General features: G+C 62.0%; 13 protein-coding genes. 6 read left to right on the forward strand and 7 right to left on the reverse strand.

Annotation, left to right across the window (positions count from 1 at the left end; translation table 11 throughout):
- Positions 1-4 precede the first annotated feature (4 nt).
- Positions 5-1,198: a pyridoxal phosphate-dependent aminotransferase gene (locus OJB03_RS08600; protein ID WP_263786516.1), complete on the reverse strand. Its 1,194-nt coding sequence runs from the start codon at positions 1,196-1,198 to the stop codon at positions 5-7.
- Positions 1,199-1,433: 235 nt separating this feature from the next.
- Here OJB03_RS08600 and OJB03_RS08605 point away from each other — a divergent pair, with 235 nt between their 5' ends.
- Positions 1,434-1,907: a nucleoside deaminase gene (locus OJB03_RS08605; protein WP_272507236.1), complete on the forward strand. Its 474-nt coding sequence runs from the start codon at positions 1,434-1,436 to the stop codon at positions 1,905-1,907.
- 71 nt (positions 1,908-1,978) lie between these two features.
- On the opposite strand, the gene OJB03_RS15645 is transcribed toward OJB03_RS08605, so the two are convergent.
- Positions 1,979-2,941: a YopX family protein gene (locus OJB03_RS15645; RefSeq protein WP_341482951.1), complete on the reverse strand. Its 963-nt coding sequence runs from the start codon at positions 2,939-2,941 to the stop codon at positions 1,979-1,981.
- A 712-nt stretch (positions 2,942-3,653) separates the two neighbouring features.
- Between OJB03_RS15645 and OJB03_RS08615 the strand changes: the two genes are divergently transcribed.
- The 3 genes from OJB03_RS08615 (at position 3,654) to OJB03_RS08625 (ending at position 9,603) form a co-directional block, all read left to right on the forward strand.
- Entirely contained in the window at positions 3,654-5,009 is a 1,356-nt protein-coding gene (locus tag OJB03_RS08615; RefSeq protein ID WP_263786520.1) for an arylsulfotransferase family protein, read from the forward strand.
- Between the two features lie 451 nt (positions 5,010-5,460).
- Positions 5,461-7,884, forward strand: coding sequence for a prolyl oligopeptidase family serine peptidase (locus OJB03_RS08620; protein WP_263786522.1), 2,424 nt, complete (start codon positions 5,461-5,463; stop codon positions 7,882-7,884).
- A gap of 138 nt (positions 7,885-8,022) precedes the next feature.
- On the forward strand, positions 8,023-9,603 hold the full coding sequence (locus tag OJB03_RS08625) for an endonuclease/exonuclease/phosphatase family protein (protein ID WP_263786525.1): 1,581 nt from the start codon (positions 8,023-8,025) through the stop codon (positions 9,601-9,603).
- A 13-nt stretch (positions 9,604-9,616) separates the two neighbouring features.
- Here the strand turns inward: OJB03_RS08625 and OJB03_RS08630 are convergent, their stop codons facing one another.
- Positions 9,617-10,279, reverse strand: coding sequence for a DUF6992 family protein (locus tag OJB03_RS08630; protein ID WP_263786527.1), 663 nt, complete (start codon positions 10,277-10,279; stop codon positions 9,617-9,619).
- Positions 10,280-10,529: 250 nt separating this feature from the next.
- On the opposite strand from OJB03_RS08630, the gene OJB03_RS08635 reads away from it, so the two are divergent.
- Both OJB03_RS08635 and OJB03_RS08640 read left to right on the forward strand, forming a co-directional pair.
- The gene (locus tag OJB03_RS08635; RefSeq protein ID WP_263786529.1) at positions 10,530-10,901 is read left to right on the forward strand and encodes a HesB/IscA family protein; all 372 of its coding nucleotides are present in this window, start codon (positions 10,530-10,532) and stop codon (positions 10,899-10,901) included.
- Between the two features lie 303 nt (positions 10,902-11,204).
- The gene (locus OJB03_RS08640) at positions 11,205-13,826 is read left to right on the forward strand and encodes an ATP-dependent Clp protease ATP-binding subunit (RefSeq protein ID WP_263786531.1); all 2,622 of its coding nucleotides are present in this window, start codon (positions 11,205-11,207) and stop codon (positions 13,824-13,826) included.
- 141 nt (positions 13,827-13,967) lie between these two features.
- Here the strand turns inward: OJB03_RS08640 and OJB03_RS08645 are convergent, their stop codons facing one another.
- The 4 genes from OJB03_RS08645 to OJB03_RS08660 form a co-directional block, all read right to left on the reverse strand.
- On the reverse strand, positions 13,968-14,660 hold the full coding sequence (locus tag OJB03_RS08645) for an adenine nucleotide alpha hydrolase (protein ID WP_263786532.1): 693 nt from the start codon (positions 14,658-14,660) through the stop codon (positions 13,968-13,970).
- A gap of 42 nt (positions 14,661-14,702) precedes the next feature.
- Positions 14,703-15,611: a universal stress protein gene (locus OJB03_RS08650; RefSeq protein WP_263786533.1), complete on the reverse strand. Its 909-nt coding sequence runs from the start codon at positions 15,609-15,611 to the stop codon at positions 14,703-14,705.
- 43 nt (positions 15,612-15,654) lie between these two features.
- Positions 15,655-16,605 (reverse strand): universal stress protein, encoded by a 951-nt coding sequence (locus OJB03_RS08655; protein ID WP_263786534.1) that lies wholly within the window; start codon positions 16,603-16,605, stop codon positions 15,655-15,657.
- A 173-nt stretch (positions 16,606-16,778) separates the two neighbouring features.
- A complete protein-coding gene (locus tag OJB03_RS08660) occupies positions 16,779-17,417 on the reverse strand; it encodes a class I SAM-dependent methyltransferase (protein WP_263786537.1) in 639 nt (212 codons plus the stop codon).
- Between the last annotated feature and the right edge of the window lie 19 nt (positions 17,418-17,436).

Genomic DNA, 17,436 nt, shown 5'->3' on the forward strand with positions numbered 1-17,436 from the left:
CGCGTCACTCCCCAAACGCTGCACGAAGCTGCTCGCAGGCCTGGCGGAGGACGGGCATCTCTTTCGCGAAGCAGAGACGAAGCTGATACTGCCCGTCCGACGGATCCCGGTAGAACGAGCGCCCAGTGACACTCCCCACGTGCGCCTCCTCGATGAGGGTGTCGCAGGCGGCCGCATCGTCGGCGAAGCCTTCCCGCGTGGCGGCGAGATCCCCAAAGTGGGCGAGGACGTAGTAGGCCCCGTCCGGCCACGGCACGTCGAACCCGATGGCCTCCAGCGTCTCACACAGGAGTTCGCGTCGCTTCGCGTAGTCCGCCTGAAGCTGCGCGACGTAGTCTTCGTCCAGGTCCTCGAAGGCGGCGAGGGCCGCGTGCTGGAGGGGACGCGGCGCGCAGATGTAAAGCAGGTCATTCATCAGGCCCATCTTCTCGGCGATGGGTGCGGGAGCCACGCCGTAGCCCAGGCGCCACCCCGTTACGTTGTACGCCTTGGAGAAGCCCGAGAGGGTGATCGTGCGGTCGTAGGCGTCCGGCAAACTCGCAAGCGAGACGTGCTCCGCCCCATCGTAGAGCATGTACTCGTAGATTTCGTCCGTAATCGCCACGAGGTCATGGGCGTGGAGCAGATCCACGAGCGTGGACAGCTCCTCACGGGTCCACACCTTGCCGCTGGGATTGGCAGGCGTGTTCACCACCACAGCCTTCGTATCGTCGGTAAGGACCGCCTCCATTGCCGACCGCTCGAACGTCGCGTCGGGGCCGCCGAGCGGCACGTACCGAATCGTCGCCCCGGTGAGCTCCAAGATGTTGCGGTGGTACCCGTAAAACGGCTCGAAGAGCACCACCTCGTCGCCCTCTTCCAAGAGCGTGAACGCCGCCGACACAAACACACCGGTCGACCCCACGCCCACCACCACGTCCTCCGGCGAGGTGGCAGGGACCTCGTTGTGGGCCTGCTCCTTTTTGAGGATGGCGCGCCGGAGCGGCTCGATGCCGGCGTAGTGGGAATAGATCGACGCGTCGTCCTGGATGGCCTGGTGCGCCCGGGCCTTGATCGGCTCCGGCGTCGGCAGATCGCAGACGCCCTGCCCCAGGTTGATGCCGTCCACCGCGTTTACACGATGGGTCACAGAGCGAATGTCACTCTGCTGCAGGTCATTGGCGCGGGTGGCAAGAGACGGAGATGCGGCGAGATCCATGGCAGAAACGCCGAATTGAGTGCGCTGATGGACCCGCCAAGAAAGTGCTCCCTGGCGCGGTATGCAAGCGCCGGCGCGAAGCCACTGAACCAACGCTTTCCCACGCCCAGGCCCCGTGCCTGCTCCGGAACCAAGCAACGTCACAGCCGAATGATGGGGGTGCTTTGGACGACCGACCCGGTTCCACACCTCTGTTTGACGTCTTCGATTCCTCCTCATCTAGTCCGATTCCCCTATGTCCTCCCCCACTTCATTCTTGCGTGAGGCGATCGAGATGGCGGTTCAGAATGTGACTACCGGACAGGGCGGTCCGTTCGCGGCCCTCGTCGTCCGGGACGGGGAGATCATCGGGCGGGGCACAAACGTGGTCACGACCCTCAACGACCCGACGGCCCACGCCGAGGTCACGGCCATTCGGCGGGCCTGCGACGGGTTGGACGACTTTGAACTGACGGGCTGCACGCTGTACGCCACCTGCGAGCCCTGTCCGATGTGCCTGGGCGCCGCGTACTGGGCACGGCTCGATCGCGTCTACTACGCCGCCACGCAGGACGATGCCGCCGAGGCCGGCTTTGACGACCACCACATCTACGAGGAGATGGCAAAACAGCCCGCCAACCGACAGATTCCGATGGATCAGGCTCTTCCCGAGGAGGCCGAACGCCCCTTCGAGGCTTGGCTCAACTACGAGGACCGGGTCGCGTACTGACCCTCATTCGTCCAGACTCGACGTGCGCCCGGGGTTTCCATTTCCTTTTCGGGGCGCCCGCTGAACAAGCCCTACCGGAAGACATCGTCGTGAAACAACATGACGTGGTGGCAGCGCACGCAGTCGACCGCGATGGGGCCCTGCCGATCCTGGGGCGTGCTGCCCGTCTCAAACTCTGTCCCCCCACACATCGGACACTCCACCTCGCCGGCATGCCCCCGAAGGTGCTTCAGAAGCCGGCTCAGATCCGGATCGATCATGTTTGGGGTTTCGTGGAGATTGCCCGCAATGCGCCACGGCCCGCCCTGAATCTTGTCCTCGAAGAGCCCGACTGTGGTGCCGTTTTCCCGCAGGAGGAAGTAGCCTCCCGTTTCCGACTCCCAGCGCACCATCGCGACCGCCCCCTCCCCGTTCTGCAAGATGTCGCCGTCGAAGATCTGTTTCCCGTCGGGATCGGTCAGTCCAATGTGCTGCATGAGGCTCGTGTCCGGGGACTCCCGGCAGTGGAGCCGAGTCTTGCGGTGGAGGGCCCAGTCCGAGGAATCCTCGATCTTGAGCGACCAGACGGCGCTGTCATTAACATAAACCATTTCGTCTCCGTCCCACACACGAAATTCTGGAGCTGGCATATACCCTCGGGCGATTCCTGAAGCGATTGATTGTTCGAACGATAGCGCCCTGACTCTCTGGGGCGGACGCCGGTCCGTCCCCCCTTGGACGAATACCCCCATCATGATTTGGATGAGTCGCGGACTTTTCAACTTGATCCGTGTGGGGATTGGACGTGTCGGCAGTATCGACGTTGGACTCTGCGATCCATGGATTTGGAGACCGCGCGTTCTTGCACACCTTCCTTCTGCCACGTGCCCCGCTTCCTGTTTTTCCTCGTTGCCCCCTTCTTCTCCTGAGCCCGCTGGCCGTACGGGCCCAGCCCCGCCGAGCGGACCTCGTCGCTGACAGTCGAGCAGATCATGCAGAGGAGACGATCTAGAATCCCTTCTGGTCTGCCTCTCCACAGAACCACTCTTGGGCATTCGACGACCATCATTCCGAGTTCGGTTCGTTCTGCGAGTCGGACGTGCAGACGGTGGTCCCCGCCCACCAACGGAAGGGTCCCAAGCGACACCAACATGGTTCGAAGGACAGGCCCTGCGTGACCCAGCTGGCTACTTTCCGGCCTCCATGGACGACAAAGGGGTCTTCTTCCCGTCCCGCCCCCCAATGAGCAGGTCGTCCCCAAGCCACAACAGCCCAGGCTGCTCTTTGAGATCCACAAAGAAGACGGCGTCCTCAGGCCGCCTGAAATCCGTTGGACACAGCGAGTGTGGGGTGTGCCTTCGACCAGTCGACTTCTATGACTGGCTGGGCCAGTCTCCTTGCCTGACGGGCTTGAGTTGTGGGATCGGCACAGGATTGCGACACACCGATACGTACTGTATCATGCCGACGACACAATGCCGAAAGCGGCGCCTGCTTTTTCACACGCCCAGCGGACCAAAACCCGAGTTTACCCTCCCCGCACAGCACGCGCTCCTGTGCGCTTCGCTGCTGACCTTTGTCCATAGGCAAACCACCTGCCCAGCCTGCACAGTTTGCCGGTCCGTCTGCCCTCTCGGGTCCTCTCTTCCGAACGCGACCGAATTTCAGGAGCGCTCAAACCGGGCGGCCCTCATCAAGTCCTCGTCGCCCGGCGTGGCCCTTTGGCCACAGCCCCCCTCCCTTTCGTAAAACCGTTACCGGTCCAGGATGCGATCATCTCACTTTGCGAAGATCTTCTTCGTCATCTCCGTATCCTTCATCACATTCCTTCTCGGGTTCGCCACTCGTTGGCATGGGTGGTTCCCCAACGAGGTGCTGGAGGAGGCCTCGGACCAGGCCACGACCCTAGGCAAGTACTGGTCGGAAACGCCTACTCCCCTCGCCGATCGCGTGTACGATCGCTCTGGAGCCCGAACTGTAGATTCGAGTCGAGTTCAGCCCGGACTCACGGTCATCACGTCTACGTGGCAGACGAAAGACACGTGGTCGGCTGGCGTGAGGCTCATCGACCGCACGGGACAGGTAGTCCACCATTGGTCCATCGATAAGGGAGCACTCTTTCCCGACTCGCTCGACCTGCGCTGGACGTATCCTGAAGTTCGGGCTTTGCACGGCTCCCATGTCGCCCCAAACGGAGATCTCTTCGTCAATCTCTCTCGTGTCGGCACCGTGCGATTGGACGCTTGCGGGCGCGTGCAATGGCGCCTGGCAGAAGGAAACCACCACTCGATTACACGGGCGCACGACGGTACGTTCTGGATTCCAGGAACGAGCCGGCAGCCCCGTCAGACAAGCGCGGCCTACCCCGGCGGATACCCGGGACTTGAGGAATCGGTGTGGATCGAAGAGCTGCTACATGTGGGGGAAAACGGAGACTTGCTGCAAACCATCAATGTGCTCGACGTTCTTTATGCGAACGACCTGGAGCGGTACGCGGTCAAGACCAACCAGCCGGAGGCCGGTACGGACGGACCTGGCACCGAAGATCTCGCGCATCTCAACGACGTGGAGCCGCTCTCTCCCAGGATGGCCGATGAGTATCCACTCTTCGATGCCGGCGACCTCTTGGTTTCGCTTCGGGAACCGCATCTCGTCTTTGTTCTCGACCCCGACACGGAGGAGGTAAAGTGGCATGCCTCGGCCCCCTTTATTCAACAGCACGATCCCGACTTCATCGGAGACGGCTGGATTGGCGTCTTCGACAACAACGAAGACTTTACGGAACGGGGGACGATGCTTGGGGGAAGCCGAATCGTGGCTTTACAGCCGCACACAGGCTCGACGGAGATCCGATTCCCAACGTCCTCCTCGGATCCTTTCTACACGGATGTCCGAGGCAAATTTCAAAGCCTGCAGAACGGCAACATGCTACTAACTGAGGCGCAGGCGGGACGGGTCGTGGAGGTGGACTCGGAGGGACAAACGGTCTGGGAGTGGGTTCATCCGCCGTACGACGCGGACCGGGTACCCGTGGTCACAAAGGCCACCCGACTCAATTTCACGCGGCAGCAGGTTAACGAATGGTCTTGTGCCTCGGTGGATGCACCCACCACTACGCCTTAATGGGAACGTATCTCTGCGGAGGCTCTCCATGCATTCGTGTCGGCGAAAACAATGTCCGCGCTTTTTCTGGAACGGTGCGTACCATGGAGGTTCGTACTCTCCAAAACAAATACAGCGTCGGGGATGCAGCACCGCGACGCATACATGTGTAGAGAGAGCCGATATGCCCCTCAGCAATCGCGAGGCGATGGATGGACCGTTTTTCGATCTGCTCCCTCACTGTGTCAGCGTTGGAGTCCACGGTACCGCAGAGAGAAGACGGCAGTGCGCTGACTGTGAGTGGTCTGGATTGGAGCGCGCATCCCCCTGTGTAAGGCCCCTTCGGGCATAGCTAAGCACACACAAAACGGAATTTGCAATAACAGCACTAAACGGAACACCCTCATCGACATTGTTTCCGCCATTCGTTATGCTGCGGGATGGCATCATCGATTCAAAACGTATCTCCATCGTGATCCGCTTTTCTTCTCTTCTCTTCGTTCTCTCGATCCTCCTTCTCCCCCTGCGCTCAGCGCTGGCACAGCCCGCCGAGCGGACCTCGTCGTTGACGGTCAAGCAGATCATGCAGGAGCCCGAGACGTGGATCGGCGACTGGCCAACCAATGCCCGCTGGCACGAACACGGCCAGGCCCTCTACTTCGATTGGAACCCGGGCGGCGATTTCCCCAGTGACTCGCTCTACAAAGTGTCGCGCGGCGGCGGCGCTCCTCAAAAGGTGTCTCCGGCGGAGCGACGGTCGAATCCCCCGACGTTTGACGGCTGGCACCACGGCGAGCACGTCTACACCGACGACTTTTCCCGAAAGGTGTACACCGCCGACGGCGACCTGTATCTCTACGACCGAACCAGCGACGAGCAGACCCGCCTGACCGACACCCCGGCCCGCGAAGGCGATCCGCGGTTCGGCCGAGACGGGGAGCGGGTTCTGTTCGAACGGGACGACAATCTGTTTGCCGTCCACCTCAGCACCGGTCAGGTTCGGCAGTTGACCGACGTGCAATCCGGACGCGAGCCTCGAGAGAGCGAGCCCACGCCCCGCGCAGAGTTCCTTGAGGAGCAACAGCTGGAGCTCTTCGAGACACTCCGGCAGCGGAATGAAGAGAACGAACGGGCCGAGCAGATGCGGGAGCGGGATCGCAGGGCCGACGACCCGCCCCCTACCTTCCACACCGGGGAGGCCGAGGTGAGTGACATTCGCATTGACCCAACCGAGCGGTTCGTGACCATCGCGCAGCAGTCTCAGCCGGATGCCGCCGACCCCACGCAGGTCATCGATTACGTCACCGAATCGGGCCGCGCCGACGTCCAGCGCGCCCGGCCCAAGGTTGGCATTCCGCCCGGCGATTTCGCGCTACATGTACAGGACCTGGACCGGGACACCACGATTGAGGTCAATCTGCACCAGCTTCCCGGCGCCTACGACGTGCCGGAGTACCGGCAGGGGCAGGGCGTGGAGCTTGATTCCAGCGAGGCCAAGCGGGCCCTCTACAGCTACGGCCCCTACTGGAGCGGGGACGGGGAGCACGGCGTCCTCGTGGTGCGGGCGGACAACAACAAGGACCGGTGGATCGCCCGCCTCGACCCCGAAACAGGCGGCCTCACGGTGCTCGATCGCCAGCACGACGCGGCCTGGATTGGAGGACCCGGCATCAGTGCATACGGCGGGCCCGGCAATGTCGGATGGATGCCCGACGGGGAGGACTTCTACTTCCAGAGCGAGGCCACCGGCTACAGCCACCTCTACACCGTCGACGTGGAAACCGGGGAGACGACCCAACTCACGAGCGGCGACTTCGAGGTGCTCGACGCTCAGCTGTCGCAGGACGGCTCGACGTGGACCCTCACCACCAATCGGCACTCGCCGCACCAGCAGCACGTGGAGCGGATGCCTGCCGATGGCGGCGAGATCACGCGCCTCACCCGGATGGCGGGGACCCACGACGCCGCCCTGAGTCCGGACGGGGAGCGCCTCGCCACGCTCTATTCCACCACGAACCAGCCCGCCGACCTCTACCTCAAGGACGCCACACCGGACGCGGAACAGGGCCGCATCACCGAGTCCCCCACCGACGAGTGGGCGGCGTACGATTGGCGCATGCCGGAACTCACGCGCTTCGAGGCATCGGACGGCGTGGAGGTGCCCGCCCATGTCTTCCGGCCCGACAATCCGAACGGCGCGGCCGTCTTCTTCGTCCACGGCGCCGGCTACCTGCAAAATGTGATCAAGGACTTCCCGCCGTACTTCCGCGAGTACATGTTCCACAACATGCTCACGGACCTCGGCTACACGGTAGTCGACGTGGACTACCGCGGCTCGGCGGGCTACGGGCGCGACTGGCGCACGGCCGTCTACCGCCACATGGGCGGACGCGACCTGCAGGACTATGTGGACGCCGCCGAGTGGGTGGGCGAGACCTACGACATTCCCGCCGACCGTCGGTTCATCTACGGCGGCTCATACGGGGGCTTCATGACCTTGATGGCCCTCTTCACCGAACCGGACCACTTCGGCGGCGGGGCGGCGCTCCGCTCGGTCACCGACTGGGCCCACTACAACGACGTCTACACGTCCAACATCCTCAACACCCCGCAGACCGACTCTCTTGCCTACGCCCGCTCCTCTCCCATCTACCACGCGGAGGGGCTGGAGGACCCGCTTCTCATGCCCCATGGCCTGGTCGATACAAACGTGCAGCCGCAGGACATCTTTCGGCTTACCCAGCGCCTCATCGAGCTCGGCAAGGAGAACTGGGAGTTGGCGATGTATCCGGTGGAGGGACACGGATTCGAAGAACCGTCGAGTTGGACGGACGAATACCGGCGCATCTTCGAGCTCATCCAGACGAGCGTGGGGCCGGCGCGGACTCAAAACTAAGAGGCATTACGAATTACCTTCCTAAGGCATTAAAGAACGGTGGTACCAATCCTGCCAAAAGAAGCGGCGAAACAACTTTATCTTCAGGAAAGATAAATACTGATATATCCGCTTAATTTCAGAGTCATCTTTTATAGCATGAAGTTTCAATCGCGATGCGCTTTCCGTTTCCCTTCAGCATCAGCCTGTCCCATTCGAATCGTCGTATTGACTATCCTTCTAGCTTTCTTCTTCGGCGGGTGTGACAGTACCGGGACCAACGACGTGAGCGACGGGAACGATTCTGGAAATGAGATCCCCGACCCCGTTAAGGGCTTTGCAAGCCAGGCAGCCCCTATCGTCGTGGACGGGAAGGGCAGAGACTGGTCCGACCTTACTGCCCGTTACGATGACACCGATGACGGAAATGGAGCTATCGGGATTCAAAAGTTATGGGTGGCCCACACCGATCAGCATTTGTTTTTGCGATTGATGTTCAATCGGCAGATTGACTTGCTGGAAAAGAACAACCTTACACTACACCTAGATACGGATAACAATCCAAACACGGGAGCTTCTTCTTTGGGGTTAGGAGCGGAGCTTGAATGGACCTTTGGCCAGCGAATCGGTCGCCTCCGTGGACAAGAAATCAGCCACGACGATATTGGCATTTCGTCTCTCCCTACCGTTCGGTCCAACACGTTCGAAATCGCATTGGACCGCTCTGCCGAATCAGTATTTTCTGGAGACAGCCTCCGGGTTGGGCTATCGACCGATGGAGACCGTCTGCCCGACGAAGATGGCGGCCTCGGGTATGTGCTGTCCGACACGGACGCTGCCGCCAACGCGCCGTCCCTCGATGGTCCTCCCGCATCCGGTGTCCGGGTTCTTTCTTACAACGTGCTCGGTGGCTCAATCTTCAAATCAGACGTACAGCCTAATTACCGCCGCATTTTGGACGCGATTGACCCGGATATTCTTGGGCTCCAAGAGGTGCCCCAGTCAGCGAGTCAGACCGAACAAGTCGCCGAGAATGAACTTGGCATTCCGGCCGCGTGGGACTGGGCGAAGACTGATACTAATACAGATCTCGTGCTAGGAAGCAGCCATCCTATTCAAGACACGCACGTCATTCCTGGAACGGAGAGCACCACCAGCGGGGCCTTTCTCCTCGACATGGGAGATGCTTTCGGCGGTGAGCTCATTGTGGTGCTCATGCATCCGCCGTGCTGCAATGAGGAGGGAGGCCCAGACGAGCTCTCCCGCGACGAGAAACGTCAACTGGTGGTTGACGGTGTGGCTGCTTTCCTACGCGATGTGAAGCAAGGCGATGGTCCATTCGGAGTCCAGTCAGAAACGCCCATCGCAGTCATCGGCGACATGAACTTCGTGGGTGATCCCCAACAGCCTCGCACCCTGCGCTCGGGTGAGATCGTGAACACTGATCGCTTTGGCCCTTCGGTGTCACCGGACTGGGACAGTTCGCCCCTCCTCGACACCAATCCGCAGCAGGTGGCCGCACCGTTCCACACGACGTGGACCCGCTCGGAGAGTTCTTTTTCGCCTGGGCGCCTGGACTACATTTACGTGACCGACAGCGTGCTGGATGCGGTTCATGAGTTCGTGCTCAACACTCGACGGCTCTCCGACGCTAGGCTTAGCGAAAACGGCCTCCAGCACGACGACACGGTCATGGCTTCCGATCACCTTCCTCTCGTGGTTGATCTCACCCTCCGATAGCGCTGATCCAGCATCAAAACTGCAGCGCGACGGCGGCACCTGTGGGGCCCGCCTGAACGGAGAGCTGCACGCCCGCATCAAGGAGCGACGAGAGACGCCCCCGCGACGCCCAGAACGCGATGCCGTCGAGCACGAGCAGCCCAACGCCTTGCAGGATGAGGGATGCGCCAAAGCCGCGCCACCGGCCCACATTGTCGATCCCGTAATGGCTTGCCCCGAGCATCGTGGCTCCCACGGCGGAATAGCTCACGTTCAGACCGAGGTTGAGGAGGAGCACGTCGTGAAACTGCCGCTCCGCCGCGAGTAGGGGACCGGCCTCCGCCGGCGGTCCCCCGGACCCCAGAAGCCCGCCAGCAGCAATGCCGGCGTTCACGAGCCCCCACCCTGCCGACATCGCCCCAAAGTGCCACCGCGTCGACTGGGCCGAGCGGGACGACGCCCAGACAAGCGCCAGTCCCCCCAGTGCGTTGACGCCCCCCCACGCCCCAACCCGCCACAGATGTGCGTCCTTCGCGTCCCCAAACTGCGCCGATTGAATCTGGGCCAGCGAGTCGCGGGTTGGGCCCCCGGACTGGCCCACTGCCTCTCTGGCAAGGGGCCCCAGGAGAAGCAGGGCAGCCAGCCCGGCAGCACGCACGAAGGGCGAGACGGACGAATTTGTGTCGACGGAAGCCACGGCGGTGCAGGGAATTTATTGGAAGCAGGATCATGTCAACGGACTGTCTACACGGACCAAGGGTTCGTCGCCCCCGGACACGTTTCCCGAATCCAGCAATTCAAGGCCGATCTGCTCTTCCAAGAGGAGTCCTACGTCGTTAGGTGCTCGGTTGCGGAGCGACGGGATACCGGAACAGGGGAATTCTACCGTCGTTAGGCAGGGATCCGAAACGAGATGTCCGCAGAATGGCTCACGTACCCCTTTTCTTATGCCCAAGACTGCTTCTCCGACATCGGACGCCTCTGCTCAGGACGCCCCAATCCAAATCAGCCCGAATGCGGCGCGCGAGATCCGGAAGATCATCAACAAGAAAAACATTCCGGACGGGTACGGGCTCCGCGTAGGCGTGAAGGGCGGAGGCTGTTCGGGCATGAGCTACGTGCTTGGATTCGACAAGGAGCGTGAGAAGGACAAGGTGTTCAACCTCGACGGGATCACCGTCTACATGGACAAGCGGCATGGGCTTTACCTGATGGGAACGACCATCAACTACCACGACGGGCTCGACGCGCGAGGCTTTACCTTTGAGAATCCCAACGCGACCGAGACATGTGGTTGCGGCGCTAGCTTTGCGGCCTAGCATTTTTGCCTTCCGCGCACTGAATCCTGTCAGTCGCCGTTTCTGGCGCCTCAGGCCTCTTCCTGCGACTCACTGGCGCGCCGACCGCTTCGTCAATCTTGTAACGCTCCTGCACTAGTTCGTCTCCCCATATGCAGGAGATGCGGGAAGGGGAACAGAGTGCGCAAATGCATGGTTACTACTTGCACAACGTGCTTCACGCGTGGGGTCGTCTCTGAGGAAAGGACGAAACTTGTTTTCCTCATCGCGTCCCCGCCGTGTAGGGCGCCGACGCGGCGCTTTTGATCGTTCAACCCATCTGGTATGGAAGGCAACTTCTCGAATCGTGTCCGGGACGTCATTTCGTACAGCCGCGAGGAGGCGGTGCGGCTCGGGCATGATTACATCGGTACGGAGCACCTCTTGCTTGGTCTCATCCGAGAGGGCGACGGGATTGCGGTCAAGATTCTCCGCAATCTCGGGTGTGACCTGTTGGAGCTCAAAGAGGCCGTGGAAGATACGGTCCGGAGCACCAGCAGCTCTACCTCGGTGGGGAACATCCCCCTCACCAAGCAGGCCGAGAAGGTGCTCAAGATCACATACCTGGAGGCGAAGCTCTACAAGAGCGACGTCATTGGGACGGAGCACCTCCTCCTGAGCCTGCTCCGGGACGATGAAAACATTGCCGCGCAAATTCTCCAACAAGGTTTTTCAGTAACGTACGACGCCGTGAGAAACGAGCTAGACTCCATTATTAGTGGCAAGGCTTCTTCCTCTTCCAGCGGCAGCGGTGGATCCGGCGGTCGCCTCTCTTCCGGCTACGGGCAGGAGAGCAGCGAGTCGGAGAACAGCAACACACCGGTTCTGGATAACTTTGGCCGGGACCTGACGGAGCTGGCGGAGGAGGACGAACTCGACCCGATCATCGGGCGCGAAGAAGAGATCAAACGCGTCGCCCAGATCCTGAGTCGGCGCAAAAAGAACAATCCGGTTCTCATCGGAGAGCCGGGCGTCGGAAAGACCGCCATCGCGGAGGGACTCGCCGCACGGATTGTGGACCGTAAGGTCAGCCGCGTGCTTTACGACAAGCGCATCGTCACGCTCGACCTTGCGTCCCTCGTGGCCGGTACCAAGTACCGTGGCCAGTTCGAGGAGCGGATGAAGGCCGTGATGAAGGAGTTGGAGGACAATGACGACATCATCCTCTTCATCGATGAGATCCACACCATCGTCGGGGCCGGCGGCGCCTCTGGCAGCCTGGACGCGTCGAATATGTTCAAGCCTGCCCTTGCCCGCGGCGACCTTCAGTGCATCGGTGCGACGACGCTTGACGAGTACCGTCAGAACATTGAGGGCGATGGCGCACTCGACCGCCGCTTCCAGAAAATCATTGTCGATCCGTCGACGCCTGAGGAGACGGTCAACATCCTTTCGAACATCAAGTCCTACTACGAGGACCACCACAACGTCCGCTTCTCTGAGGAGGCGATCGACCTGGCGGTGCAGTTGAGCGACCGCTACATCACCGACCGGTTCCTGCCGGACAAGGCGATCGACGTGATGGACGAGGCTGGCGCGCGGGTTCACCTCTCCAATATTGAGGTCCCCCCCCAGATTCTGGAGCTTGAGGAACAGATTGAGGACGTACAGGAGGAGAAGAACCAGGTCGTCAAGAGCCAGCGGTTTGAGGAGGCAGCCCGTCTCCGCGACAAGGAGAAGACCCTCCAGGAGGAACTGGAGGAGGCCAAGCAGCAGTGGCACGAGCAGGCCGAAACCGAAATCCACGATGTCACCTCGGAGGAGATCGCTGAGGTAGTGGCCATGATGACGGGCATTCCGGTCGACAAGATTAGCGAGCCGGAGCAGCAGAAGCTCCTCAAGATGGAGGAGTCCCTCAAGGAGCACGTCGTGGGACAGGACGAGGCCATCGAGAAGCTGTCGAAGGCCATCCGCCGCACCCGTGCTGGCCTGAAGGACCCCGAGAAGCCGATTGGTTCCTTCATCTTCCTAGGCCCCACCGGCGTTGGCAAGACCGAGCTGGCCAAGGTTCTCACCGAATACCTTTTCGACTCCCAGGAGTCGCTTATCCGAATTGACATGAGCGAGTACATGGAGAAGTTCTCCGTGAGCCGACTCGTGGGGGCCCCTCCAGGATACGTGGGCCACGAAGAGGGCGGCCAGCTTACCGAGAAGGTACGCCGGAAGCCGTACTCTGTGGTTCTGCTCGACGAGATTGAGAAGGCCCATCCGGATGTTTCCAACATCCTCCTCCAGGTGCTGGACGACGGCATCCTAACCGACGGCATGGGCCGGGAGGTCGACTTCCGCAATACGATCCTCATCATGACCTCCAACATTGGCACGCAGGACATCAAGTCCTTCGGCCAGGGGATCGGGTTTGACCAAACGGACGGAGAGGACATGGATTACACGTCCATGAAGTCCACCGTCCAGGATGCCCTCAAGAATGTCTTCAACCCGGAGTTCCTGAACCGGCTGGACGACGTGATCGTCTTCAACCCGCTCAACAAGGAGAACATCTTCGACATCATCGACATCATGTCGGAGGATCTCTTCGACCGGGCCGAGGAGCTTGGTCTTGACCTTGAGTTCGACGAGGCCGCCAAGGAATTCCTAACGGACCGCGGGTTCGACCAGAAGTACGGTGCGCGGCCGCTTCGCAGGGCTCTTCAGAAGTACGTGCAGGACCCGATGGCCGAAGACATCCTCCACGACGAGATCACGGAGGGCGACACTGTCCTCATCACGCACGATGGCGATTCGGAAGAGCTCTCCTTCGAGGTCGAGGAGGGCGAGGCCCCGACCGAGGAGACATCGGCAGACGCGGAAGAGGCCAGCGTCTCCACTGAAGAAGTTGCTGAGGGAGCACCCACCGACGAAAATGGATCCGGTGAGGAGTCTGCGACGGATTCCGATGAGGAGTGACCGCTCCACTACGAACCTACTTCTTCCCCTCCGTTCGGCAGCGCCGAGCGGAGGGGTTTTTGTATTGTAGGGGTTGTGGTCGGTCCTTGCGCCGCGCGGCGCCTCACAGGTTTGGTCCGGGCTGGGGAGAACACGCTGCGCTTATGCCCCCTCCCTCGTAGACCTCAGGCGGGCCGTGTGAAAGCGTCCCGTGGTATCTCGGCCGTTTTCTGCTACAGACACGGGGCGTGCGAACGGCGGGCCGTCAGTCACAAACGTATGGAAGGCCCCTTGCTCGCCGCAGGGATCTACCCCGTCGGGTAGGTCCTCAAGAAATGCGTCGTCGTAGGCCCGTCCCACGAAGGATGAGTCGAGCTGGGTGGTATCGACGGTGGTAACGACGGCCTGGTAGCCCCGCGCCGAAAAGTGCTGGGCCAACCACGTCGTGTCGCGCCCCCACAGCGGGAATAGAGCTGTGGCCCCGAACGACTCGATCAGTTCTTCGCGGTAGGCGCGCACGTCATCGAGAAACAGATCCCCCGCGACGACGGTGGAGAATCCGGTTTCCAGAAGGGGCGTCAGGGCCGCTTCCAGACGCGCCTCGTACACCTCATTCGGGGGCTGTGGCGGCACTCGCATGACGTGGAGCGGAAGATCGAGCGCATCGGCCTGCCGCTCCAGGAGAGACAGAGAGGTGCCGTGCATCGTGACGCGCTCCCTGTCCTCCGTCACCGTCGTGAGCAGGGCCCCCACGCGCCGGGGCGATTGACTGTGAAGCACGTCGAGCGCCAGCATCGCATCCTTGCCTCCACTCCACATCAGCACGAGGCCATCCTGCGAACGGGGGAGCGCCATGGAGTTGAGAGCGTTTGGGGGGAGAACTACGCTGAGGATCTGCTACGCGCCGGCACTGTCGTGGCCGTCGACCAGCGACCGACCGAAAGACTTCACGGCGCAGACCGGGCACGGCGCTCGGCGAAGCACCTTTTCCGCCACACTGCCCATCAGCATGCGCTCCAGCCCCGTTCGGCCGTGGGTTGCAATGGCGATGAAGGCCGCACCGCGTTCCTCCGCCACGTCCAGGACTTCAGCGGCCGGGTGTCCCCCGCGCACGTCGAGCGTTACTTCGATTCCCTTCGTTCGGAGGGACTCGGCCTCCACGTCGAGCACCTCTTCGGCCCGGTCCGATAGGACGCCGGGATCGGGCGGGGAGCCGTGCGCTCCGTAGGCATTGGGCAGGCCCGTCGCATCCACGACGTGGAGAAGTGTAAGGTCCATGCCGTACACTGGGGCAATCTCTCGGGCGTGGGCCATCAGCCGAAACCGGTGCTCCGAAAAGTCGACCGGGACCAGCAGGGTGCCGCCCTCCATGTCTTGGGGGGCGACCGCCCCCCGTCCGACCGTCAGCACGGGACACGGCGCCTTTCGAACCGCCTCCTCCGCCACGCTGCCCAGGACGAGGCGCCGTAGGCCTCGACGGCCGTGCGTGCCCATGACGACCAGGTCCACGTCGTACTGAACAACGTAGTTGAGAATGCCCCCGGCCGCGGTCGGATGGGTGACGGCCCGCTCTCGAAGGCGTGCGGCCGGCAGCGCCCCCCCTCCCGGCTCCACTCCATGCACACGTGCCTGGAGACTCGCCTCTTCGACCTCGATCACCTCATCAGGATCAACGTCGTGCTCCTCGACGGAGATGACATGAAGGGCGGCATCGAAATGAGCAGCAAGGTGCTGGGCGTGACGATGGGCCTGCCCCGCACACTCAGACCCGTCGGTGGGAAATAAAATGCGGTCGACGCGCAACATGGCCACACAACAGAGTCCGTGAACAAGTCAGCGCGGGGCCGCGTCACGCGCTAGACTCAGACTTCTCTTCCGGCGTGGTGAAGGTCGTCCCAAAGGGCTTCATTGTCAGGACCGGGCAGTGCACGTATCGGACAACTTTCTCGGCCACGCTTCCAAGCAGAAAGCGATCGAGCCCGGTACGGCCGTGGGTCGACATGGCCACAAGATCAACCGACTCGGTGTCCACAAATTCAGCGATGTCCGGCGCCGCATTTCCCACAACCACGTGCGGTCGGATCGTCCGCTCCGGCCCGCCGGTGTCGGCGACGAAGGTCTCCAGGCGGTCCATCATCTTCTGCTCGATGTCCGGCTCCATGTCGTAAATGGACTGCACCCCACCCGTGTAGAAGGCAGGCTGAATGCGCTTGGCCACGACGTGCAGAACGTCGATCGAAGCGTCGTACAGGGCGGCCCACTCTTTTGCGGTGCGGAGGGTCTCGCGGGACGGATCAGAAAAGTCGACGGGGACGAGAATCCGGTCAACAATTCGGGGGGAGGATTCTGACTGGCCGTCGGCATCGCCCCGAACGGACAGCACCGGCTGGTCGGACCGGCGCACCACCTCCTCGGCCACACTGCCCAGCAGGATGCGGCTTGGCCCGCGTCGTCCATGTGTGCCCAGGGCGATAAGATCCACGTCCGCCTCCGTCGCGTAGTTGACGATCGCGGGCCCAGCGGACACGTCACGACGCACCACTTCTTTGATGGTCACCGCGTCGAGGGCGTCGGCCGAGACGGTACCCTCCTGCTTCACCGCGTCGCGAAATCGCGAAAAGCCGTCGCCCGGCGAACGGCCCTCGTCGGCGTCCGGATCGGGAGCCTCGTGCAGGACGTCGGCGTGCAGAACGTGGAGCGTGGCGCCCGTCCGTGCGGCTACGTCAAGGGCATACCGGACGGCCCGATCGGATACCGACGAAAAGTCGCGGGCGACCAGTAGGTCGTCAATTGCGAGCATGGGAAAGAGATGGGTTTGGGAAGTGAGACAAGGTGTCGGGGACATGCGCCCCGCGGTGTTGTGAGAAGAAATGTATCTTCTGCCACCGCCAATGTCTACACGAGTGGCCTTTCCCACCAGGCACGGCAATTTGGGAGACTACCGTGGGGCTGTTCCCCACGGCCCCATTACACTCAGGAAGCCCCGGCCCGTACAGTGGCCCGCACGACAGCGGCCTCCCCGTTGAGATGCGGGCCCTCGCGGAGCTTCGCGTCCACGGCCTTTACAGAAGCACGACGTTCGTCCGCAAAGGCCCGACGTACTTCTTCCACCGGCACCATCCGGTCTGCCCGGCTCGGTCCCATGCGGTCGTAGGTGCCCGTCAGGTGGGTGGGCCGGAACCATTCGGCAAAGATCCATCCGCCGGGACGTACGATGTTTTTTAGCGAGTCGTACAGCCGTTGACGCTCATCGGGAAGCAACTGCAGAAACGTGACGACGGCCGCATCCCACTGCCGATCGGGCTGCCAAGTGCGCACGTCGGCCTGGACGATCTCGAACGACAGGGCGGGGGCGTCTGCCCACTCTCGGGCCGTGGCCAGTGCCGTCTCCGAAAAGTCGACGGCGGTCACGTGATGCCCGTGCTTCTGGGCGAGCCAGGCCATCGTGCGCCCCTCCCCTGCCCCCAGCTCCACAACCTCGCTTCCGGTGGGCAGGCGGTGGACTTCTTCTTGCACGAAGGCATTCGGCTCCGCCCCGAAGAGGTGTCGTTCTCGTTCGTAGCGGACGTCCCAGAAGTCAGGCTGACTACTCGGGCGTGGCGAATCGGACATGGGAGGAAGCGCTCCAGTG

This window comes from Salinibacter grassmerensis, assembly GCF_947077765.1.
GTDB lineage: Bacteria > Bacteroidota > Rhodothermia > Rhodothermales > Salinibacteraceae > Salinibacter > Salinibacter grassmerensis.

Coding starts and splice junctions, on each gene's coding strand:
- OJB03_RS08600 (WP_263786516.1), bottom strand. CDS start 1,198: ATGGATCTCGCCGCATCTCCGTCTCTTGCCACCCGCGCCAATGACCTG.
- OJB03_RS08605 (WP_272507236.1), top strand. CDS start 1,434: ATGTCCTCCCCCACTTCATTCTTGCGTGAGGCGATCGAGATGGCGGTT.
- OJB03_RS15645 (WP_341482951.1), bottom strand. CDS start 2,941: ATGCCCAAGAGTGGTTCTGTGGAGAGGCAGACCAGAAGGGATTCTAGA.
- OJB03_RS08615 (WP_263786520.1), top strand. CDS start 3,654: ATGCGATCATCTCACTTTGCGAAGATCTTCTTCGTCATCTCCGTATCC.
- OJB03_RS08625 (WP_263786525.1), top strand. CDS start 8,023: ATGAAGTTTCAATCGCGATGCGCTTTCCGTTTCCCTTCAGCATCAGCC.
- OJB03_RS08635 (WP_263786529.1), top strand. CDS start 10,530: ATGCCCAAGACTGCTTCTCCGACATCGGACGCCTCTGCTCAGGACGCC.
- OJB03_RS08640 (WP_263786531.1), top strand. CDS start 11,205: ATGGAAGGCAACTTCTCGAATCGTGTCCGGGACGTCATTTCGTACAGC.
- OJB03_RS08645 (WP_263786532.1), bottom strand. CDS start 14,660: ATGGCGCTCCCCCGTTCGCAGGATGGCCTCGTGCTGATGTGGAGTGGA.
- OJB03_RS08650 (WP_263786533.1), bottom strand. CDS start 15,611: ATGTTGCGCGTCGACCGCATTTTATTTCCCACCGACGGGTCTGAGTGT.
- OJB03_RS08655 (WP_263786534.1), bottom strand. CDS start 16,605: ATGCTCGCAATTGACGACCTACTGGTCGCCCGCGACTTTTCGTCGGTA.
- OJB03_RS08660 (WP_263786537.1), bottom strand. CDS start 17,417: ATGTCCGATTCGCCACGCCCGAGTAGTCAGCCTGACTTCTGGGACGTC.